General features: G+C 65.8%; 16 protein-coding genes. 5 read left to right on the forward strand and 11 right to left on the reverse strand.

What is annotated here, in order from left to right; all coding sequences use genetic code 11:
- Positions 1 to 10 precede the first annotated feature (10 nt).
- The gene (locus DAT35_RS17670) at positions 11 to 2,740 is read right to left on the reverse strand and encodes a GxGYxYP domain-containing protein (protein ID WP_233261526.1); all 2,730 of its coding nucleotides are present in this window, start codon (positions 2,738 to 2,740) and stop codon (positions 11 to 13) included.
- A 421-nt stretch (positions 2,741 to 3,161) separates the two neighbouring features.
- Here DAT35_RS17670 and DAT35_RS17675 point away from each other — a divergent pair, with 421 nt between their 5' ends.
- The gene (locus tag DAT35_RS17675) at positions 3,162 to 3,725 is read left to right on the forward strand and encodes a hypothetical protein (RefSeq protein WP_146209760.1); all 564 of its coding nucleotides are present in this window, start codon (positions 3,162 to 3,164) and stop codon (positions 3,723 to 3,725) included.
- 18 nt (positions 3,726 to 3,743) lie between these two features.
- Here the strand turns inward: DAT35_RS17675 and DAT35_RS17680 are convergent, their stop codons facing one another.
- The 3 genes from DAT35_RS17680 to DAT35_RS17690 form a co-directional block, all read right to left on the reverse strand.
- A complete protein-coding gene (locus DAT35_RS17680) occupies positions 3,744 to 6,029 on the reverse strand; it encodes a hypothetical protein (protein WP_108068203.1) in 2,286 nt (761 codons plus the stop codon).
- 214 nt (positions 6,030 to 6,243) lie between these two features.
- Positions 6,244 to 7,542, reverse strand: a complete 1,299-nt coding sequence (locus DAT35_RS17685; RefSeq protein WP_108068204.1) for a M10 family metallopeptidase domain-containing protein — start codon at positions 7,540 to 7,542, stop codon at positions 6,244 to 6,246.
- Positions 7,543 to 7,798: 256 nt separating this feature from the next.
- On the reverse strand, positions 7,799 to 8,434 hold the full coding sequence (locus tag DAT35_RS17690) for a hypothetical protein (RefSeq protein ID WP_108068205.1): 636 nt from the start codon (positions 8,432 to 8,434) through the stop codon (positions 7,799 to 7,801).
- 117 nt (positions 8,435 to 8,551) lie between these two features.
- On the opposite strand from DAT35_RS17690, the gene DAT35_RS17695 reads away from it, so the two are divergent.
- Positions 8,552 to 9,199: a TraR/DksA family transcriptional regulator gene (locus tag DAT35_RS17695; RefSeq protein ID WP_158501754.1), complete on the forward strand. Its 648-nt coding sequence runs from the start codon at positions 8,552 to 8,554 to the stop codon at positions 9,197 to 9,199.
- Here the strand turns inward: DAT35_RS17695 and DAT35_RS17700 are convergent.
- The gene (locus DAT35_RS17700) at positions 9,186 to 10,142 is read right to left on the reverse strand and encodes a RimK family alpha-L-glutamate ligase (RefSeq protein ID WP_233261527.1); all 957 of its coding nucleotides are present in this window, start codon (positions 10,140 to 10,142) and stop codon (positions 9,186 to 9,188) included. The two genes, DAT35_RS17695 and DAT35_RS17700, sit on opposite strands and share 14 nt — an antisense overlap.
- 80 nt (positions 10,143 to 10,222) lie before the next feature.
- Here DAT35_RS17700 and DAT35_RS59930 point away from each other — a divergent pair, with 80 nt between their 5' ends.
- Positions 10,223 to 10,381, forward strand: coding sequence for a hypothetical protein (locus DAT35_RS59930; protein ID WP_199242923.1), 159 nt, complete (start codon positions 10,223 to 10,225; stop codon positions 10,379 to 10,381).
- Between the two features lie 106 nt (positions 10,382 to 10,487).
- On the opposite strand, the gene ruvA is transcribed toward DAT35_RS59930, so the two are convergent.
- The 4 genes from ruvA to DAT35_RS17720 all read right to left on the reverse strand — a co-directional run bounded on the left by ruvA (position 10,488) and on the right by DAT35_RS17720 (position 13,762).
- Positions 10,488 to 11,099, reverse strand: coding sequence for a Holliday junction branch migration protein RuvA (ruvA, locus tag DAT35_RS17705; protein WP_108068208.1), 612 nt, complete (start codon positions 11,097 to 11,099; stop codon positions 10,488 to 10,490).
- Positions 11,096 to 11,671 (reverse strand): crossover junction endodeoxyribonuclease RuvC, encoded by a 576-nt coding sequence (gene ruvC, locus DAT35_RS17710; RefSeq protein ID WP_108068209.1) that lies wholly within the window; start codon positions 11,669 to 11,671, stop codon positions 11,096 to 11,098. Before ruvC ends, ruvA begins: the two co-directional genes overlap by 4 nt.
- Before the next feature lie 86 nt (positions 11,672 to 11,757).
- Positions 11,758 to 12,507 (reverse strand): YebC/PmpR family DNA-binding transcriptional regulator, encoded by a 750-nt coding sequence (locus tag DAT35_RS17715; RefSeq protein ID WP_108068437.1) that lies wholly within the window; start codon positions 12,505 to 12,507, stop codon positions 11,758 to 11,760.
- A gap of 118 nt (positions 12,508 to 12,625) precedes the next feature.
- A complete protein-coding gene (locus tag DAT35_RS17720; RefSeq protein ID WP_108068210.1) occupies positions 12,626 to 13,762 on the reverse strand; it encodes a response regulator in 1,137 nt (378 codons plus the stop codon).
- A gap of 228 nt (positions 13,763 to 13,990) precedes the next feature.
- Between DAT35_RS17720 and DAT35_RS17725 the strand changes: the two genes are divergently transcribed.
- The gene (locus DAT35_RS17725) at positions 13,991 to 14,677 is read left to right on the forward strand and encodes a hypothetical protein (RefSeq protein ID WP_108068211.1); all 687 of its coding nucleotides are present in this window, start codon (positions 13,991 to 13,993) and stop codon (positions 14,675 to 14,677) included.
- 13 nt (positions 14,678 to 14,690) lie between these two features.
- Here the strand turns inward: DAT35_RS17725 and DAT35_RS60725 are convergent, their stop codons facing one another.
- A complete protein-coding gene (locus DAT35_RS60725) occupies positions 14,691 to 14,903 on the reverse strand; it encodes a hypothetical protein (protein WP_108068438.1) in 213 nt (70 codons plus the stop codon).
- 151 nt (positions 14,904 to 15,054) lie between these two features.
- Between DAT35_RS60725 and asnS the strand changes: the two genes are divergently transcribed.
- A complete protein-coding gene (gene asnS, locus DAT35_RS17735; RefSeq protein ID WP_108068212.1) occupies positions 15,055 to 16,455 on the forward strand; it encodes an asparagine--tRNA ligase in 1,401 nt (466 codons plus the stop codon).
- Positions 16,456 to 16,528: 73 nt separating this feature from the next.
- Here asnS and DAT35_RS17740 read toward each other — a convergent pair whose 3' ends face one another.
- Complete coding sequence (locus tag DAT35_RS17740; protein ID WP_108068213.1) at positions 16,529 to 17,731, reverse strand: Xaa-Pro peptidase family protein; 1,203 nt, start codon at positions 17,729 to 17,731, stop codon at positions 16,529 to 16,531.
- Between the last annotated feature and the right edge of the window lie 9 nt (positions 17,732 to 17,740).

The following is a 17,740-nucleotide window of genomic DNA, read 5'->3' on the forward strand; positions in this document are numbered from 1 at the left end:
ACCGCTCTGCTCAATTGATGACGACCTTGTCGACAGTGATTGTCGCCCGCTTGTAGAAGTAAACCCTGTACTCCAGGGGGTGGTTGATCGTCGTCTGAGTGAAGCTCAGGCTGAAGTCCTGGTACTGGTTGATGGCGGTGAACTGTTGCGCCGTCACCTCCATGCTCGTGAGAACCGTGCCCGTGGTGCCGTCCCTCACATCGATGCTCGCGAGGCTCTGGGCACCCAGAGAGTTGTTGTCGGTCTTCAGCCGGAAGGTGACCTTCCGGGTGCCGACCGGCACATTGGCGTCATAAGGTCCGTAGAGCATGTGATCGGCTGCGTCGAGGGAAGGCGAAGCCTGCCAGCCGTCCCCGCTCACACGTCCGACGCGATGCGCCTGCACAGCGCCTTCCGCTTCGTATTGTCCGATGCGGGTCGTCGTCGTGACCTTGTCGATGTTGATGGCCGCCGTGTCCTTGAAGTTGGCCCTGAACTCGAGCTGATGCCCGGCGACGTTGTTGTAGGTCAGGCTGAAGTCCTGATAGAGGCCATTGGCCTTGAACTGATTGCGGTAGACATCGAACGCCGTCAACACGCTTCCCGTGGTGGCGTCCCTGACATCGAGCGTCACGACGTTGTCATTGTTCCCGGTGATGACGTCTATCTTCATCTTGAACGTCGTGGTCAGCTGCCCGGCCGGGAAGGTCGTCACATAGGGGCCATAGAGCATCATTCCCGCGTCGTCCTGTGTGACGTTCGCCGACCAGCCATTGTCGTTCGAGCGGCCGACCGTGTGCGAGAACGGCGATGCGGCGTAGCTCGTCGTCTCCGCCTCATAGGTCTTCACGACGGTGGACGGGTCCGTGGGCAGGTTGTTGTATTCCCGCATCAACTGGAAGTAGTTGTCCGGCCTCACGAAGACGATGTTGCCGTTGCCGCTGAAGTTGTTCACCACGTTGATGAAGCTTTGATAGCTGTTGCCCTCCCAGGGATTGGCCTGGATGCTGACGAACCGGGGCGCCGAGCCGCTCCACCCCGAGATGGCGCGGTTGATCTCGGAGATCATGGAGCTCTCCGTCGGACAGTACGTGGCGTTGAGCCCCTGGCTCGGCAGGACGTTGTTGTACACCGAGATGCCGCCTCCCGCGTTCTGCGCGGTCAAGCCCAACAAGGACGGCGCGTTGTACGCGAAGCTGTTTCCCACGTTCACGTTCGTGGCGCCGTCGATCTTGTTCCACACGGTGACGACCTTGAACCCCGCGCGGTTCATGTAGTCGTTGCTCAGCGACACATAGTTGTCCAGGAGGGACTGGCTCGCCCAGTAATTGGGGTAGGTGTAGCCAAGTCCCGTCGGGCCCGAGATGAGCGCGTCGTTGGGAGTGGCCGTGTTGTAGAAGTAGTTCAACACCCCGGGCATGGCGTCCAGCATCGCCGGAGAGAGCGTCCACCCCAGGGGAACCTGCCCTCGGGAGGGGCTGTCCCACAGCTTCTTGAAGAGATGCTCCACGTACTGCAGGTTGTCCCCGTCGCTCAGAATCAACGTGATGTAGATCTTGTTGCTCAACGTGGGCTTGTTGGGGACCGGTTTGACGTTGACGACTCTCGACGTTCCGCCGAGCACCGTCAGGTTCGACGCGAAATCGCTGGCGACGGTGGAGATGCCGTATTCGGATACCCGCTGAACGCCCGAGGCCTCTTCCGGCCACCATCCCATGTAGATGCCGCCGTTTCCATAAGGCATCTCCACCAGGAACTTCCGCAGCAACGAGTCCTCATCGGCCACCCTCGGGTCGAGCCACACGACGGCCGCCCGGACCGCCACGGCGTAATCCCGCAAGTTGCCTTTGACGCCGGGTGAGAGACCGACCAGCAACTTGTGCGTCACCTGGGACCAGTAATGATCGTACAGATACTGGTAGGCCTGGAGCTTCGTTGTGAAGGCGCCGCGCAGGTCCATCAGGATGGGCAGACTGTACGGTGCGGCCGTCAGCCTGGCCGCGAGTGAAGGAGAAGCAACGATGCCCCCCTGCAGACCCGCGATCGTCGTCGCCACGTTCAGCGTATCGGGCAGCGCGCTGTCATAGATGACGATGCCGCTGATCTCGCTCCTGTATCTGGTCAGGAGGCTCCAGTTGTCGGCGACCCCCGTGTACTGGAGACCCAGGGAGTCGAGCCAGCCGGACCTCCCATCCTGGTTCTGCATGGTTCTGTCATACGTGAAGATACGGGGCTGGGTCCTGTTCACGACCCCTTTCAGGGTCGTGAAGAGCGTCGTCTCTTCATCGCTGACTGGAGCCCTGGCCCCTACGCTGTCCACCTTGATGTAGGCTCTTCCGTACCAGTAGACCCTGAACTCGAGTCCGTGCCCGGCCACCGGATTGTTGAACGGGAGGTCGAAGCCAATGAACGTGGATGGGCTCTTGAATTCCGTCCGGGTGATGTCCCGCTGTGCCAGAACGGTTCCCGTCGTGTTGTCTCGAACATCCACGGTCACCATGACATCGTTGTTGGCCGTGTTGTTGTCGATGAGCAGATTGAAGAAGGCCGTGTTGTTGCCCGTGGGAATGTTGGTGGCATAGGGGCCGTAGACCAGGAATTGATTGGGTGTATCAATCGAGGTCTGCGCGAGCCAGCCGTTGCCATCCAGATGCCCGGTCCCGTGTCTGACCTGTGTGCCTTCAGCCTCGTACCTGTACTCGACGGCAGTCAAATCCATCAAGTCCAGCGTCGGCGCGGGCGCGGAGAAGGAAGGGAGCACCTGTCCTGAAGGCCATGTGAGTCCGGCGGCCGAAGCCGCCTGAGGGTGAGCCATCCCCGCCGCGGCGCATGTGACAGCGGATGCAAGCGCCAGATGAATCCATCGATTTCTGTTCATGGGCAGCAATCTCCTTCCCTTTGATACACCCTCGAATCCCATGAAATCAAGATTATCGAGCACAACCAACAAGACCCGTAGAAACGCGCTGGGTTTATTCTCGACAAAGTGTTCTCGGGCCCATCGCGAGTCGCGGATGAGTCCGTAAACTTCCGCCCGTCGTTGAAAACCGTGTCCACTCCGCCGGGCATATCACCGCCAGAGTGCACACCCCCCCCATCGAAGCCACGAGAGCACGCCTCGGTCTTCGATTGAGCAGTGATTGGTGTTACAACGGTACAACCCCACCACGGGAGAACCTGCAATGACTCGACGTATTCTCGTGTTCCCCATGATGCTGCCCCTGCTCTTCACAGCGGCGTGTGGCCGTGTCGACGCCAACTCCGAGGAGGCCGTCAAGGAAGACTCGATGGACCAGGGTGCTGACTCGGCCGGCAGATGCACCCTGGCGGGTTGCTCATCCGGCTTCGAGCTGCGTGTTCCCATCCACGTGAGCCTCGAGAAGCTGCGAACGAGCACCGTGTCCGTGTGCCACAACACGCTCTGCTACACGAGCGGCCTCGAAACGCTCGGGAAGACGAACAACACCATCCACTTCCCCGATCTTTCGAAGCGCGACGCCGAGCACACTCCGCTGATTGTCGTCGCGGTCGACCAGCCCACGAATAGCGGGCTCCAGCTCCAACTCTCCTATGACACCTGGTCACTGAAGGATGTGCAGGACGGAGACGCATACGACGTGACCCTCACGGACGAGCACGGTGAAAAGTTCGTCGAGGTACACGAGACGGTCTCGTACCAGACCCTCCAGCCCAACGGCCCGCAGTGCGCCCCCACGTGCTGGCGCGCCACGATCGACAAGACCTGATCGTGAGTTCCGGACTCCTCAGTTTCCCCCAGCCCCACCGTTCGCGGTGGGAGGACGGGGCGCCCCACCGGGACCGAGCAGGCCCTGCATGGAGTCGAAGAGGTTGAGGTTGGAGCCGCTGGGCAGGAACACCACCTTGTCCAGGCCTCCCACCACCGCGGCCTGCGCCTGAGCCGCCACGGCCTTGACGAAGTTCTCCCCTCCTCCGAGCGCCTCCACCCGCTGGCGGAACTGCGCGGCCTCCACCTCGGCGAGCCGCGCCTGCCGCTCCACCTCGAGGTCGTTCATCCGCTTCTGCCGCTCCAGCGCCATCTCGCTCATCTTCCGCTCGCGCTCGAGCTCCGCCTCGGTGCGGATCCGCGAGGCCCGGGCCTCGGCCTCCGCCCGGGCCAGTGCTTCCTCGCTCTCCACCCGCGCCCGCTCCAGTTGAGCCTCCGCCTCCACCTTGGCATGGCTGATCGTCGCGAGCTGGTTGTTGCGGTTCTGCAACTCGATGAGTGATTGCCGCTCGGCCTCCGACTTGCGGTGGCTGGAGATGTCCGCGAGCTGCTTCTCCTCCTCGCTGCGGATGCGCTTGAGCTCGGCCGCGGCCTGCGCCTCCTGCTTCGAGGCATCGAGCTGAATCTGAATGTTGGTGTCGATGGCCTCGCGCAGCTTGAGGGCCGTCTTGTCGTCGACCGGGGCGATGTCCTTGATGTCGATGTCGATGATGCGCAGCTGGTTCTCGGAGAACAGGCGATCCTTGCGCGCCTTGCCGGACTCATCGACTCCGAAGATGGCGCGGCGGATGAGCACGCTGGCGTTCTTGTGGAATGTCTCGAAGTCGTTCTCCGCGGCGACCTGGCGGATGCGCGAGGCGAGGTTCTCGCAGACGTACCCGATGAAGTCGTTCACCCGGAAGATGCTCTTGTCCTTCTCCGAGTCACCCTCCACGTCGAACTGCCACTTGTAGGAGAGCTTGATGCGCAGCCGGGCGTGGTCTCGCGTGGCCACCTCGAACAGGTCGGTGGCGAAGTCCGGTCCCAGCCGGAGCATCAGCACCTTGAGCTGCCGGGGCCGCTTCGGCGTGCTGCCGGACAGGTCGAGCACCGTCACGTCCTCGTACGGGCGCAACATCACCTTCGCGGGGCCGAACTCCACCCGGGCATGGTTGGTCTCGAAGTCGTTGATGAGCACCGCGGTGTTGTCCTCGATGCGCAGGACGATGGCGCGCGTACGGTCCACCCGCTCCATCACGGGCACCGGGCGCGGCGCCTTGCCCTCCTTGCCATCCACCGCCGCGAGCGGAGGCGCCGGAGGAGGTGGCGCCAATCCCAGCAGGGCCTCGGCGTCGGGCGAGAGCCGCTTCTCGTGCAGCTCCTGGTGCGCCTCGGGCATGAACTGGCACGGCCCCTGGACCAGCGACACCTTGCCCGAGCGCAAGTCCCTCACGTAGAGGCCCTCGCCCTGCCCGAGCGACAGGGCCGAGATCTCCTTATGGATGACCACCTTCTCGTTAGGCACGTAGGTCCGAGGCCCGCGGACGATCCACGTGTCGCCCGCCTTGCGCAGCCGGGGCTCTCCGCCCTCCTCCGGCTCGGCGAAATCGTCGAGTGCCTGGAGCTTGAGACCCTGCATCTCGGAGAGCACGTGCTTGCGGCGCACGTCTCCCTCCAGGGCCTCGCCCGGCTCCAGGAAGAAGACATCCGGTCCCGAGATGACCTTGCGGCGGCCCTCCTGGATGCGCCCGGTGGCCCGCTCCACGGGGTTGAGCACGACGCAGTACTCCGTCTCCTTGAGGACACGCGCCTTCTCCGCGGAGACGACCGTCACCGCCGCGCTGGGCACGTAGCGGCCGGGCCCTCGGACCAGCCACTCGTCACCCGCCTCGCGGCGGCGCGGCCCACCGGGCGCCCGCTCGTCCGTGAAGGTCGTGAGCGCACGCAGACGCAGCGCCTCGTAGATGCCGAGCACGTACTCGGGCGTGATGTCGCCCTCCAGCTCCTCGCCCGGGTAGAGGGGAAACACCTGCGGCCCGACGCGCACCTCCCGGTCGCCCACCGCGATGCGCGCCTGACCGAATTCATCCAACCCCACCCAGCCGTCCGCGCGCACCACCGGGTTGCGCACCACGCACCAGTTCCCCGTGCCCAGCTCAATCATCCGGCTCTTGGAGACCATCGTGAGATGGGCCTCCAGCGTGAGCACCTTGGGGCCAATCTCCACGAGCACCACGCCGCGGTTCGCATCCTCGATGTATGCGTACTCGCGATTCTTCAGGGAGATGCGCTGAATGGATTCGCCGCTGCTGTTCGAGGGAGGCACGAAGGCACCTGTCCGGTGGGGGTTCACCGTCCAGGTATTGCGAGCCGCATGCCGACCCGGTGCGGGCCCCGTTGCCTCGGAATGGGAGACGCTCCCGTCCAGAATGGATCGCCCGCCCGCTCCAGATTGAAGCGCGGTGGGCCACCCTGGTGCGCCTGCCCGGCACCCCACCGGACCCGGGCGGAACCCGGGCCCGGCGAGGCTCACCCCGCAATCAATAGCAGAGGAAGTTGTCGTCCCATGTGTGGCTGTCCGCGAACTCGTGCCACATCACGCAGGACTTCCCGAGGATGGGGCCCGCAGAGGACCACTGGAACAGGTACGGGCTGGAGGTCGGCACGCAGAGGTAGTTGTCATTCCACGTCGAAGACGCCGGCTCGGTGCCTTCCGTGATTTGAGTGCAGCGCATGCCGGCGATGGGGCCGGCGCTGCTCCACTGGATGCCGAGGTTGGAATCCGAGCACAGGTAGTTGTCCGTCCAGGTGTCCGGATCCGCCGCCTCGTGGATCTGCGTGCAGTACTTGCCGGAGATGGGCGCCGAGGAATCCCACGACAGCGTGCTGCGCACGCCATAGAGGCTCTTGATTCCATCGACATCGTCCATGGTCAGATTCCTCTTGATGCCCGAGTAATACGCATACATCACCGCGTAGGACTCATTCGAGTGGGCCAGACCGAGGGTATGGCCGAGCTCGTGCAGCGCGACCGACGCCAGGTCTGTGCCCGAGCCATTGTCGGACCAGGTCTCGGCGTCATCGAAGTGGACGCGGCCGTTCTGCGGGTAGAAGGCATGGGCCAGCACGCCGCTGGCGCCATCGAAGGGATAGCCATCTCCGTGGTCTCCCACGTGGAAACCCAGCCGGACGTCGATGGTGCCCGTGTCGGTAAAGGTCTGGGTGAAGCGCATGTCCGTCACGGCCGCCCAGCGGGCGAAGGCCCCCCGGATGGCGTCGGAGGTGGCCGCCGTGCCCATGTCACTGGTGTAGTTGTAGATGAAGAAGACGAGGTCGCGCTTGGACCAGGCGTAGCCCGACTGGACGTACTGGGCGCTGACCGAGCCCGGCTCGCGCGAGGGGTAGAGATCCGGAAAACCGCAGCGCGGCTGCTTCATGCGCTCGCGGGTCTCCGCGTTGAGGGTGCCGTCCACCGGCAGGCCATGCGCCTGCTGGAAGAGCCGCAACGCCTTCTCGAGCGATTCATCGAAGAGCCGCGGGTCCGCGGGCTCCTGCGCGACCAGCGGCTTCCACCCCGGCAGGTGTTGCAGCTCGGGGTTGGAGAAGTAGCCGTATTTGCGCAGGTACGAGACGAGGCCCCGCACCTCCTCGCTGCGGTCCCCCTTGCGCAGGTGCCGCGTCAGGAAGGACGGCGCCGCGTGCAACTCCTCCGACGCCGAGCTCGTGTCCGTGGACACCGGCTCCGGACCGCCGCACCCCGCCAGGGACAGCACACCCGCCCCCAGCACGAAAGACATGGCCAGACCCTGCCGGGCGGACCGGTTGAAGAAAGACATCATGGATGTGGGCTCCTTTGACAACGATACGAAACGGGAGAAGCCAGACGCCTCTCCCGCACTGCCCGAGGACGACCACGCCAGCTCGTAGCCTCTCGGGAGGCCACGGCTTTACCAGATTTTCATGTTTCGCGCACTAAACTCCTTGCATGTATTGCGACAAAAAAAGACGCCTCGGAGAGACATCCCTCCGAGGCGCGCTCGTTGAAAAAGATTTACACGCTTGGGATTCAGTGAATCGGGGAGAGCGCTCGCCCGCTCAGGTCCCCGGCGGCTTGCGCGGCAGGTCCACGCTGAGCACGGCCTGCATCAGGTCCACCAGGCCAGGCCACTCCTCGGCCGACAGCCACACACCCTCGGGGTCGTGCTCGGCGTTCATCAGCAGCGAGGAGGACTCGAAGAGCCGCGAGGACACCGCCCCTTCCTTCGGGAGCGCCCCGGACACCTTGAAGCGCTGCCCGTCCCAGCTCAGCCCCTCCGGCATCACCTGCTCGAGCACGGTGCGCAGCGCGGCCTTGCCTCCTCCCACGCGCAGCACGCCCTGCACCAGCGCCGAGGCCACCTTGGACTCCTCCAGGTCCACCCGGCCCGGGGTGAGCAGCGTCAGGTGGTAGCGGCCCGAGGCGAGCTCCAACCGCTCGATCGCCACGTCCACGCGCAGCTTCCAGCCGGAGACGGCCAGCCGCACATCATAAGCATGTGGCAGGTTGGCCCAGTTCCCCAGCGCCAGCTGGCGCACATCCCGCAGCGCCCTGCGCGTGAGCGCCTCCACCCGAGCATGGGACAGCCGCAGCCGCCGCCGAGCCACGTCCACCGTCACCTGGCCGGACAGGCCCGAGGGCAACTTCCCCACCCACTCTTTCGCGCTCTCCCACCACCGCGAAGGACTCGACATCTCGGTGCTCCCTCCTGGCAGACCCTCCCTGTATCTGGCCCCGGACAAGACCCGGATTCAAGCGGAACGGGCTGGCCCGTGTGTCTCCCCGCCCCGTGTGATTAGATGCCCCCAGGCATGACGATCGGTTCTCCAGAAGGTCCCCCGCCGCCGTGGCAGGAAATCCACCGGGCGGTCCTCTCCACGCTCGATGCACTGGCCTCTTCCACCGGGTGGATTCCCACCGCCGCGACGGTCGGCATCGAACCGCTCTTCGAACGCGTCCTCCAGCAGGTGTGCGAGCCCCATGGCGTCACCCCGGGCGCCTACATCGACCTCATCACCAAGGACACCGGGATGCGGCGGGAGGTCCAGAAGCGCCTCTCGAAGCTGATGGAGCATCCCGGGCTGGTGGCCATGCGCCGCGAGGCCCAGCGCCGCGAGGCCGAGCACCAGCTCTACGTCCTGCGCTACGTCATCTCGGGCGAGGAGCCTCCCGACTGGGTGTGGACGTCGATCGACGAGGCCCAGCAGGCGCAGCTCCGGGACGCGGCGGAGTCGGGCGAGGAGCGGGATCCCGTGCTCACCCCGCGCGTCCAGCATGCCCTGCGGAAGCTGGCCGAGGCTCCCTCCACGTACGGCGAGTGCGAGGACTGCGGCACCACCATCCTCCTGGAGCGCCTGCAGATCGTCCCCTGGGCGGAGTGCTGCGCCGCCTGCCAGCGCAAGCGCGAGGGCACTCCGGACGTGCCGCCCGAGCCCCAGGTTCCCGTCACCTACTTCTGACCGCGCGGGCTCCCTCCACCACGCTCCGGGCGATGGCGCGGCTGATGGGGTGCCCCAGCTTCAGCTCGACATCCAGGTAGATGGGCGAGCTGTTGAGCTCCAGGAACACCCAGGCGTCCCCCTGGTGCTTGATGTCGATGCCCGCGAAGGTGAGGCCACAGGCGCGCGCCGCCTCCCGGCAGAAGCGCTGGACGGACTCGGGGAGCCGCACCTCGCGGTAGGAGGCCCCGCCTCCGCTGTAGATGGGGTCCGCCCGGAAGTCGAGGTGCTGCTCGGGCGTCTCGATGGCCACGCAGGAGACGAGCTCGTCCCCCACCAGCATGACGCGCAGATCGTCCCCGGGAGCACGCTCCTGGAAGATGACGGGCGAGGCGGTGACGTCCTCGAGCCGCTCGAGCGCCTCGTCATCCAGCACCCGGGTGACGGCTCCTCCCATGATGGGCTTGTAGATGACGTCCTTCACACTCGCGTGGAAGGCGCGGATGGCGGCCGGGTCGTTGGAGATGAGCGTGCGAGGCACCCGCGCCCCGAGGCTCCGCAGCGCGTGGAGCTGGAAGGGCTTGTATTGCATGACGCTCGCCGCATGCGGGCCGTTGACCAGCGTGACACCCCGGTGGGCGAGTTGGAGCAACCACGCCACGAAGTAGGAAGCCCGCTCGCGCGTGTGCATGAAGGTGGTGAACCAGTCCTCGTAGAGGACGAACTCTCCCTCGTGCTCCAGGGACGGCACATAGGGCGCGGGAATGGAGCGGAGGTAGAAGCCCCGGAGGTCGTCCACCGGCTCGCCGAGGTAGTAGCTCTGCCCGTCGAGCATGGACAGCGGCAGGCCCCGGTCGAGCGCATCGGGCTCGATGAACAACGTGTCCGCGCCGAGCGCCGCGGCCTCGCGAGCCACTGCCTTGCACTGAACATCCGACGCGCCGCCAAAGATGCCGATCCTCAAGGCACTCTCCCGGGGAATGGGACCGGTACATGGTCCTCCCCTTGCAGCCCCGAAGATGAACCTCCAGGAAGGGAGATGTCGTGACGAAGACGCGAAAGGGCCCGCCATTCATCAAGTTCGAGCTGCCCAAGCCCAAGAAGCCCACCGACAACAAGCAGCCGAGCAAGCCCGACAAACCCAAGCCCGCAGACCGGTTGACGACGATGATGGTGGGCGAGGAAGGCGGCCACCCCCGCTGAGCCCGCCGAGGCAGCGCCGCACCGGGGGATGAGGAGACCTCCCGGGCACGTTTTCCCGCAACTGGTCCGATGGTCCTACCAGTCAACGCAACTTCGCGCCCGGACGTCAGGCGCTGGTGCGCAGCACCTTGAGGGCCTCGCGGAACAGGGCCTGGAAGGCGGCCTCTTCTCCGAGCCGCTCGCTGGCGGACTCGGCGGCCTTCTCCGCCTGGGGCTGCTTGTAGCCAAGGTTGACGAGCGCCGAGACCAAGTCCGCCATATGCCCCGACACGGGCGTCGCCGGCACCGCCTGCGCGGCCACCTGCTCCAGGTGCAGCGTCTTCACCTTGTCCTTGAGTTCCAGCACGAGCCGCTCGGCGGTCTTCTTCCCCACGCCATGAATCTTGGTGAGGCGCGCCACCTCGCCCCGGCCGAGCGCGGCCACCAGCTCCGGCACCTCCATGCCGGAGAGCACCGCCAACGCGAGCCTCGGCCCCACGTGGGACACCGAGTTGAGCAGGAGGAACAGCTCCTCCTCGGGCCGGGAGAGGAAGCCGAACAGCTCGAAGGCGTCCTCGCGCACCACGGTGCGCACCCGCACCTGGACGGGCTGGCCCTCGGCGGGCAGCCGCCCCAACGTGAGCGAGGAGAAGAACACCCGGTACCCCACTCCGCCCACGTCGATGATGGCCTCGTCGAGGCTCTTCTCCTGAACGGTCCCGCGCAGTGCCGCGATCATCGCGCCTCCGGTCTCCGGTAGGACGGCTTCAGCCTGTCCGTGAGCTGATCCTGCGCCGACTTGCGGCGCGTCTTCGAGGCCTTGCCACCCGCCACCGGCACGGCGGCCCGGCCATGATTGAGGTGGCAGATGGCCACCGCGAGCGCGTCGCTGGCATCCGCGCGCTCCAGCACCTCCACATCGAGGAAGGTGCACACCATGCGCGCCACGGCGTCCTTGTCGGCGGCGCCCCCCGCCCCCACCGCGCGCTTCACCCGGGCGGGAGGGTACTCGTGCACGCCGAGCCCCACCTGAGCGGCGGCCAGCAGCGCCACGCCCCGCGCGTGCCCGAGGATGAGCGCGCTGCGCGCATTGCGGAAGGTGAAGACGCCTTCCACCGCCACCGCCTGGGGCCGGTAGAGCTTGAGCGCCGTCAGGAGAGAGCCGTGCAACTCCTTGAGCCGCAGCTCCAGCGGGGCATCCGGGTCCACCTTGATGACGCCATGGCCCACATGGACCAGCCGGCCGCGCCGCTCCTCCACCACGCCATACCCCATGAAGCGGCTGCCGGGGTCGATGCCTAGGACACGCAAGTTCCTCTCCAGGGACAACGGAACAAGGGTTCAGCCAGCCCTATAACGCGCGGGCCGCCCCCCTGTCGATGTGCCTGTCTCCCCCACTACGCGGAGAGCGCCTCCATGAGGGCGTCGTCCATCTCGAAGTTGGCGTGCACGTTCTGCACGTCGTCGTTGTCCTCGAGCAGCTCCATCAGCTTGAGCATCTTCTTCGCGTTGTCGCCCTCGAGCCGGACGGTGTTCTCCGGGATGTATGTCCACTTCTGCTCGCCCAGCTTCAGGCCCGCCTGCTCCAGGCTGGCGGCCACCGCGTGCAGGTCCGCCGGAGCGGTGCGCACCTCGAAGCCCTCGGCGCCGTGGTTGAGGACGTCCTCGGCACCCGCCTCGATGGCCTTCTCCATCACCTGGTCCTCGGTAGGGCCCGGCTTCACGGTGATGAGGCCCTTCCTGTGGAACATCCAGTTCACCGAGCCTTCGGAGCCCAGGTTGCCGCCCCCCTTGGAGAACATGTTGCGCACGTCGCCCGCAGTGCGGTTGCGGTTGTCGGTGAGGCACTCCACGATGACCGCCACGCCGCCTGGGCCATAGCCCTCGTAGACGATCTCCTCGTAGCTCTCGCCCTCCAGCTCGCCAGTGCCCTTCTTGATGGCGCGCTGGATGTTGTCGTTGGGCATGTTGGCCTCGCGCGCCGCGAGGATGGCCACGCGCAACCGGGCGTTACCGTCCGGGTTGCCTCCGCCCAGCCGCGCCGCCACGGTGAGCTCCTTGATGACCTTGGTGTAGAGCTTGCCCTTGCTCGCCCCCATCGCCGCTTTGTACCGCTTGAGCTTCGACCATCGGTTGTGACCGGACATGGTGGGATGACGCTCCTGGAGGATGCCCTTCGAGAGATAACGCGACGCCGCGCCTTCTCCCCCGGACAGCGATGCCGAGTCAAACATGACCGCCAGCACGAGTCCCGTCCCGCCCGGGTCAGGCCGCCCGGGAGGGGCCCGCGGACTCGAAGGCCTCGGAGAAGGGCTCCTCCTCGTCCCCGGAGTCCAGCACCGGCTCGAAGAACGGGGGGATGGACTGGGGCACCGGCTCGTGCTCGGCGATGAGGTTGGCCGGCACCAGCACTCCCTGGGCGTAGAGATACGTCACCACCTCCAGGGTCGTGACCTCCGGCAGGCCGCACTCCAGGAGGACGACGTGCACGGTGCGCTGGCCATCGAAGAGCCGGATGACCTGGCCCACGTCGTCGGGCAGGGACTTGAGCATGTCCGCCAGCCGCTTGAAGTCCACCACGAGGCGGGCGGACAGGGGGATGCCCAGGGTGCACAGGGCCGCGAAGCGCTCGGCGGCCGGCAGGAGCAGCGAGGCGTAGATCTTCAGGTTGAGGAAGAGCTTGCCCTCGGCGAGCGCCTCCGCGAACGAGACGGCGTAGGCGCCCGAGCCGAAGAGCAGCAGGCGGCGGATGGCGGTGAGACCGCGCTCGCCCTCGAAGGAGGCGTCCACCACGTGGCCCTGGCGGAAGGAGAGCCAACCCGTGTTGTCGCGCAGCTCGATGCGGCCGGCGCGCGAGCCGCACAGCAGCGCATGGAGCACCTGGGCCAGGGGCATGCGAGCGGTATGGGCCTCGTAGGCGGGGGCGAAGGCGCTGCGGCCGGCCTTCAGACGGGCGAGCGACACCACGACCTGCGGGGGCACGGGCTGGAGCAGGTAGTCGTCGGCGCGGACGGCGTCGGCGCGCTCGCGGTGGTGGGGCGCCTCGTGGTGCGAGAGCAGGTACACCGGGAGGTGCTCGGTGCGAGCGTCGGCGCGCAGCCGCTCGCAGAAGGTGAAGCCGTCCATGCCGTCCCCGGTGGCCTCGACGGGGGCGAGGACGAGGTGTGGCAAGGGGCGGCCCTCGCCCAGCTCCCCGAGGATGTCCTCGATGGCCGGGGCGGCGATCACCTCGAAGCCGGCACCGACCAGACCCAGGGCGAGCGAAGCGCGGACGTCCTTGTCGGACTCGACGAGCAGGACGCGGGGGCGGAACCGGTGGGAGCGCCGCCGGGGGCTGACGTCGGCGGAGGCGGAGGTAGGGGCGGGCTCGAGGACGGTGGCTCGGGACGTGCTGTCGGCCATGGGAACCTCCTGGAGCGCCGGTCCTGGGGTGAGACCGGACCTCACTGTCAGTGAAAAACTATAAGATTCCGGGAAAAAAGACTACCGGGAAACGTATGTACGCCCAGATATAGCCGAGAGGAGGGCCACGTCGAAAGCCAAACACCTGAAATTGTTGGGTAACGGGCAAGCGAGAGGGCAAGGAAACGCTCGACGGGCGAGGGGGCGAGGCGACAAAGTGGGCGGCCTATGACGCGACTGATGCTGGTGTGGGCGCTCATGCCGCTCGCGGCGGTGGCGCAGGAGACGAAGGCGCAGCAGGCCCCGACGTCCGAGGCGGTGAGGCAGGAAGCGAAGCGGGAGAACTTCGGGGCGGTGGTGGCGCCGGCGGCGCTGCCGGACGGGGCGACGGCGATCTCCGGGTGGGTGGGAGTGCCGGAGGTAGGGGTGGCGTATCGCCAGGGGACGGCGGGCTGGGAGATTGGGGCGAGGGCGCGCTTCGACTATCTGCGGCTGGCGGTGACGGCGGAGGCGGTGGCGAGGCACCAGGTGTGGACGGACACGGAGAAGTGGACGGTGGCGGCGGAGCTGGGACTCGGGGTGACGGGGAACACGGGGAGCCGGTACTTCGACGAGAAGAACCTGGAGGGATGGTTCCTGAGGCTGAACCCGGCACTGGTCGCGAGCTGGAAGGCGGCGGAGACGGTGACGGCGGTGGGGCTGGTGGAGGTGCCGTACGACCTGGGACTGAGCCCGAGCGGGACGTGGCGGGTGAAGCCGATGGCGGGAGGAGGGGCGGAGATCTACCTGGGCGAAGACCTGTCGCTGTCCGCGGTGGGCGAGCTGGGAGTGGACGTGTTCAAGGAACTGCGAGGGGTGACCCAGACGCGACTCGGTTACGGGGTGCGCCTGGGCCTGGGACTGCGTCTCTTCTGAGTCGAGCCCGAGCTCACCACTCCGGAATGGGAGTGACACGAGGAGTGCCCAGGAGCTCCAAAGTGCGCAAAGCGACCTGAATCAGCGTCTGGGCACAAGGCTCACACCCGCCGCCACAACAGCGGGGCCAATGACCCTCGGGGTTGCGCAGGAGGGGCCTGACACAGGCCTCGTAGTACGAGGGGAAGGACAGCTCCTCGCTGGCGCGGCGGAGTGCGGAATCCATCTGCTCTTCGGTGAAGTCAGCCACGATCCTATTTTAATCATACCGGGGCTCGCCGCTCGACAGGGCCATTCCCCTCGAAGGAGTTCTTGCCCTGAAACCTGCGCGCGGCTAATTGCGCTGTGCGTTCGCGAAGAGAGCGAGGATGAAAGTCATGCAGGTCGTCAGTGTGAAGAAGGCGCTGGGGGGCTCGATCTCCCCGGATACCAAGGTGGAGGTGCGCGGATGGGTACGCACCCGCCGCGACTCGAAGGCGGGGATCAGCTTCATCAATGTCAGCGATGGCTCGTGCTTCGATCCCATCCAGGTGGTCGCGCCGAACTCGCTGCCCAACTACGAGAAAGAAGTGCTGCACCTCACGGCGAGCAGCTCCGTCATCTGCCGCGGCACGCTCGTGAAGTCCCAGGGTAAGGGACAATCGTACGAAATCCAGGCCGACGAGGTGCAGATCCTCGGCTTCGTGGATGATCCGGAGACGTACCCCATCCAGCCCAAGCAGCACACGCTGGAGTTCCTGCGCGAGGTGGCCCACCTGCGTCCGCGCACCAACACCTTTGGGGCGATCAGCCGCGTGCGGCACGCCGCGGCGCAGGCCGTCCACCGGTTCTTCCACGAGGAAGGCTTCTTCTGGGTGAACACGCCGATCATCACCGCCAGCGATACCGAGGGCGCCGGACAGATGTTCCGCGTCTCGACGCTGGACCTGATGAACCCGCCCCGTACGGACAGCGGGAAGATTGACTGGAGCAAGGACTTCTTCGGCAAGGAGGCGTACCTCACCGTCTCTGGCCAGCTCAACGCCGAGACGTACTGCACCGCGTTGTCGAAGGTGTACACGTTCGGGCCGGCCTTCCGCGCGGAGAACTCGAACACCACACGGCACCTGGCCGAGTTCTGGATGATCGAGCCGGAGTTCGCCTTCGCCGATCTCAACGAGAACGCGAACCTGGCCGAGCGGTTCCTCAAGTACATCTTCAAGGCAGTGCTGGCCGAGTGCGGCCCGGACATGAAGTTCTTCGCGGAGCGCCAGCAGAAGGACGTCATCGAGCGCATGGAGAAATTCATCGACTCGAGCTTCGCGCGAATGGACTACACCGAGGCGATCGAGATCCTGAAGAAGGCGAAGAAGAAGTTCGACTACGCGCCGGAGTGGGGCAACGACTTGCAGACGGAGCACGAGCGCTACCTGACGGAGGAGCACGTGGGCCGGCCGGTGGTGGTGATGAACTATCCGGAGAAGATCAAGGCGTTCTACATGCGCCTGAACGACGACGGGAAGACGGTGGCGGCGATGGACGTGCTCGCGCCGGGAATCGGGGAGATCATCGGCGGGAGCCAGCGCGAGGAGCGCCTGGACGTCTTCGACAAGCGTCTGGCGCACTTCGGCCTCGAGCCGTCGCACTACCAGTGGTACCGGGACCTGCGGCGCTACGGGACGGTGCCCCACTCGGGCTTCGGGCTCGGATTCGAGCGCCTCCTCGTCTACATGTGCGGCCTGCAGAACATCCGTGACGCGATCCCCTACCCGCGCGTGCCGGGCTGGGCGCATTTCTGACAGCGATTCCCCCCTCCAGAGTGGTTTCTGGAGGGGGGTCATCCGTTGTAGCCGTCGCCGACTCCCGCGCGACCTAATCGAGCTCGAAAATCTTCTGCGGGAACTTGTGGAGCTTCTCGGCCACCCCCTTCTCACCGACCAGGAAGTTGTCACATACCCAGGTGTATGTGCTCGCCGTGGCGTAGGTGGGATGGACGACGATGTTCATGCTCTTCTGGATGGGCATGGTTTCATCGAACCGGATGAGGGGCCGTTCCACCATGTCGTAGCCCTGTCCATGACAGTGCAACCGCTTTTCCTCGGGCCTGCCATTCTTGCGCATGAACGCGTTGTAGGACTCGAATATCTCCTTGCACGAAGCACCGGGCTTGAGCTGATTGAGAACGACCTTCTGCGCTTCCAGGACGAAGGCAAATTCGTCCTTCATTTCCTGGGAGGCCTTGCCCAATACACAGGTCCGGCCCAACTCGGTGTAGAGCCCGCCGGGTCCGTTGTTCTCTATCAGCAGGGTGAACTGGTCCCCCTTCTGGATCACCCGGTTCTGCAGGTGGCGGCTGCCAAACACCGCTGACACCCCGACCGGAGCCGACGAACTCAGGAACAACCCCTGCTCGCTGCCCAGGCTGTGTCCGACCTGTTCGGCGATGGCGGCCACTTCCAGGTCTCGCATTCCGGGCTTGATCGCCTTGAACACGGCTTCCATGGCCACGTCCTGCATGGCGGCGGTGCGTCGAATGAGCGTCAGCTCCTCTTCGCTCTTGATCGACTTGATCCGATCGACCATGTCGGAGGCATCCACGAACTTCGCCTTGGAGAGCTTGCCTCGCTTGAGGTAGTCCACCAGGGCAAAAGACATGGCGGCCGTTCCCAGGAGGCCCACCGTCGCTCCGGCGAAACGCCCGAGCGCCTCTTCCGCGAGCGCTGCATCGTATTCAGCGGTGTAATACGCGGAAGCGTAGCTCGGCGAGCCCAGGAATCGTGCGGTGCCACGACGCAGACCATCCCCTTCCGGAGGCAGTTCCCGCACCAGGCCAAACGCGCCCTGTGCGACCACCGTCATCCGATCGTCCTTCGGGAAGATCACGGTCACCGGGTAGCCGTTGGCCGCCGGCACATCGGTGAAGTATTTGACGTACCCCCCCATGAAGTCGTTGTTGGCCTGCATCAACAGCACGTCGATGCGGTGTTCGGCCATCGCGGCCCGCACGGCCGCCCAGCGCCGCTCCAACTCCGCCGTGGAGATGGCTGTGTTTATCCGCTCAGACATGTCAACCATCGGTTGTCT

The sequence above is a fragment of the Vitiosangium sp. GDMCC 1.1324 genome, assembly GCF_003044305.1.
GTDB lineage: Bacteria > Myxococcota > Myxococcia > Myxococcales > Myxococcaceae > Archangium.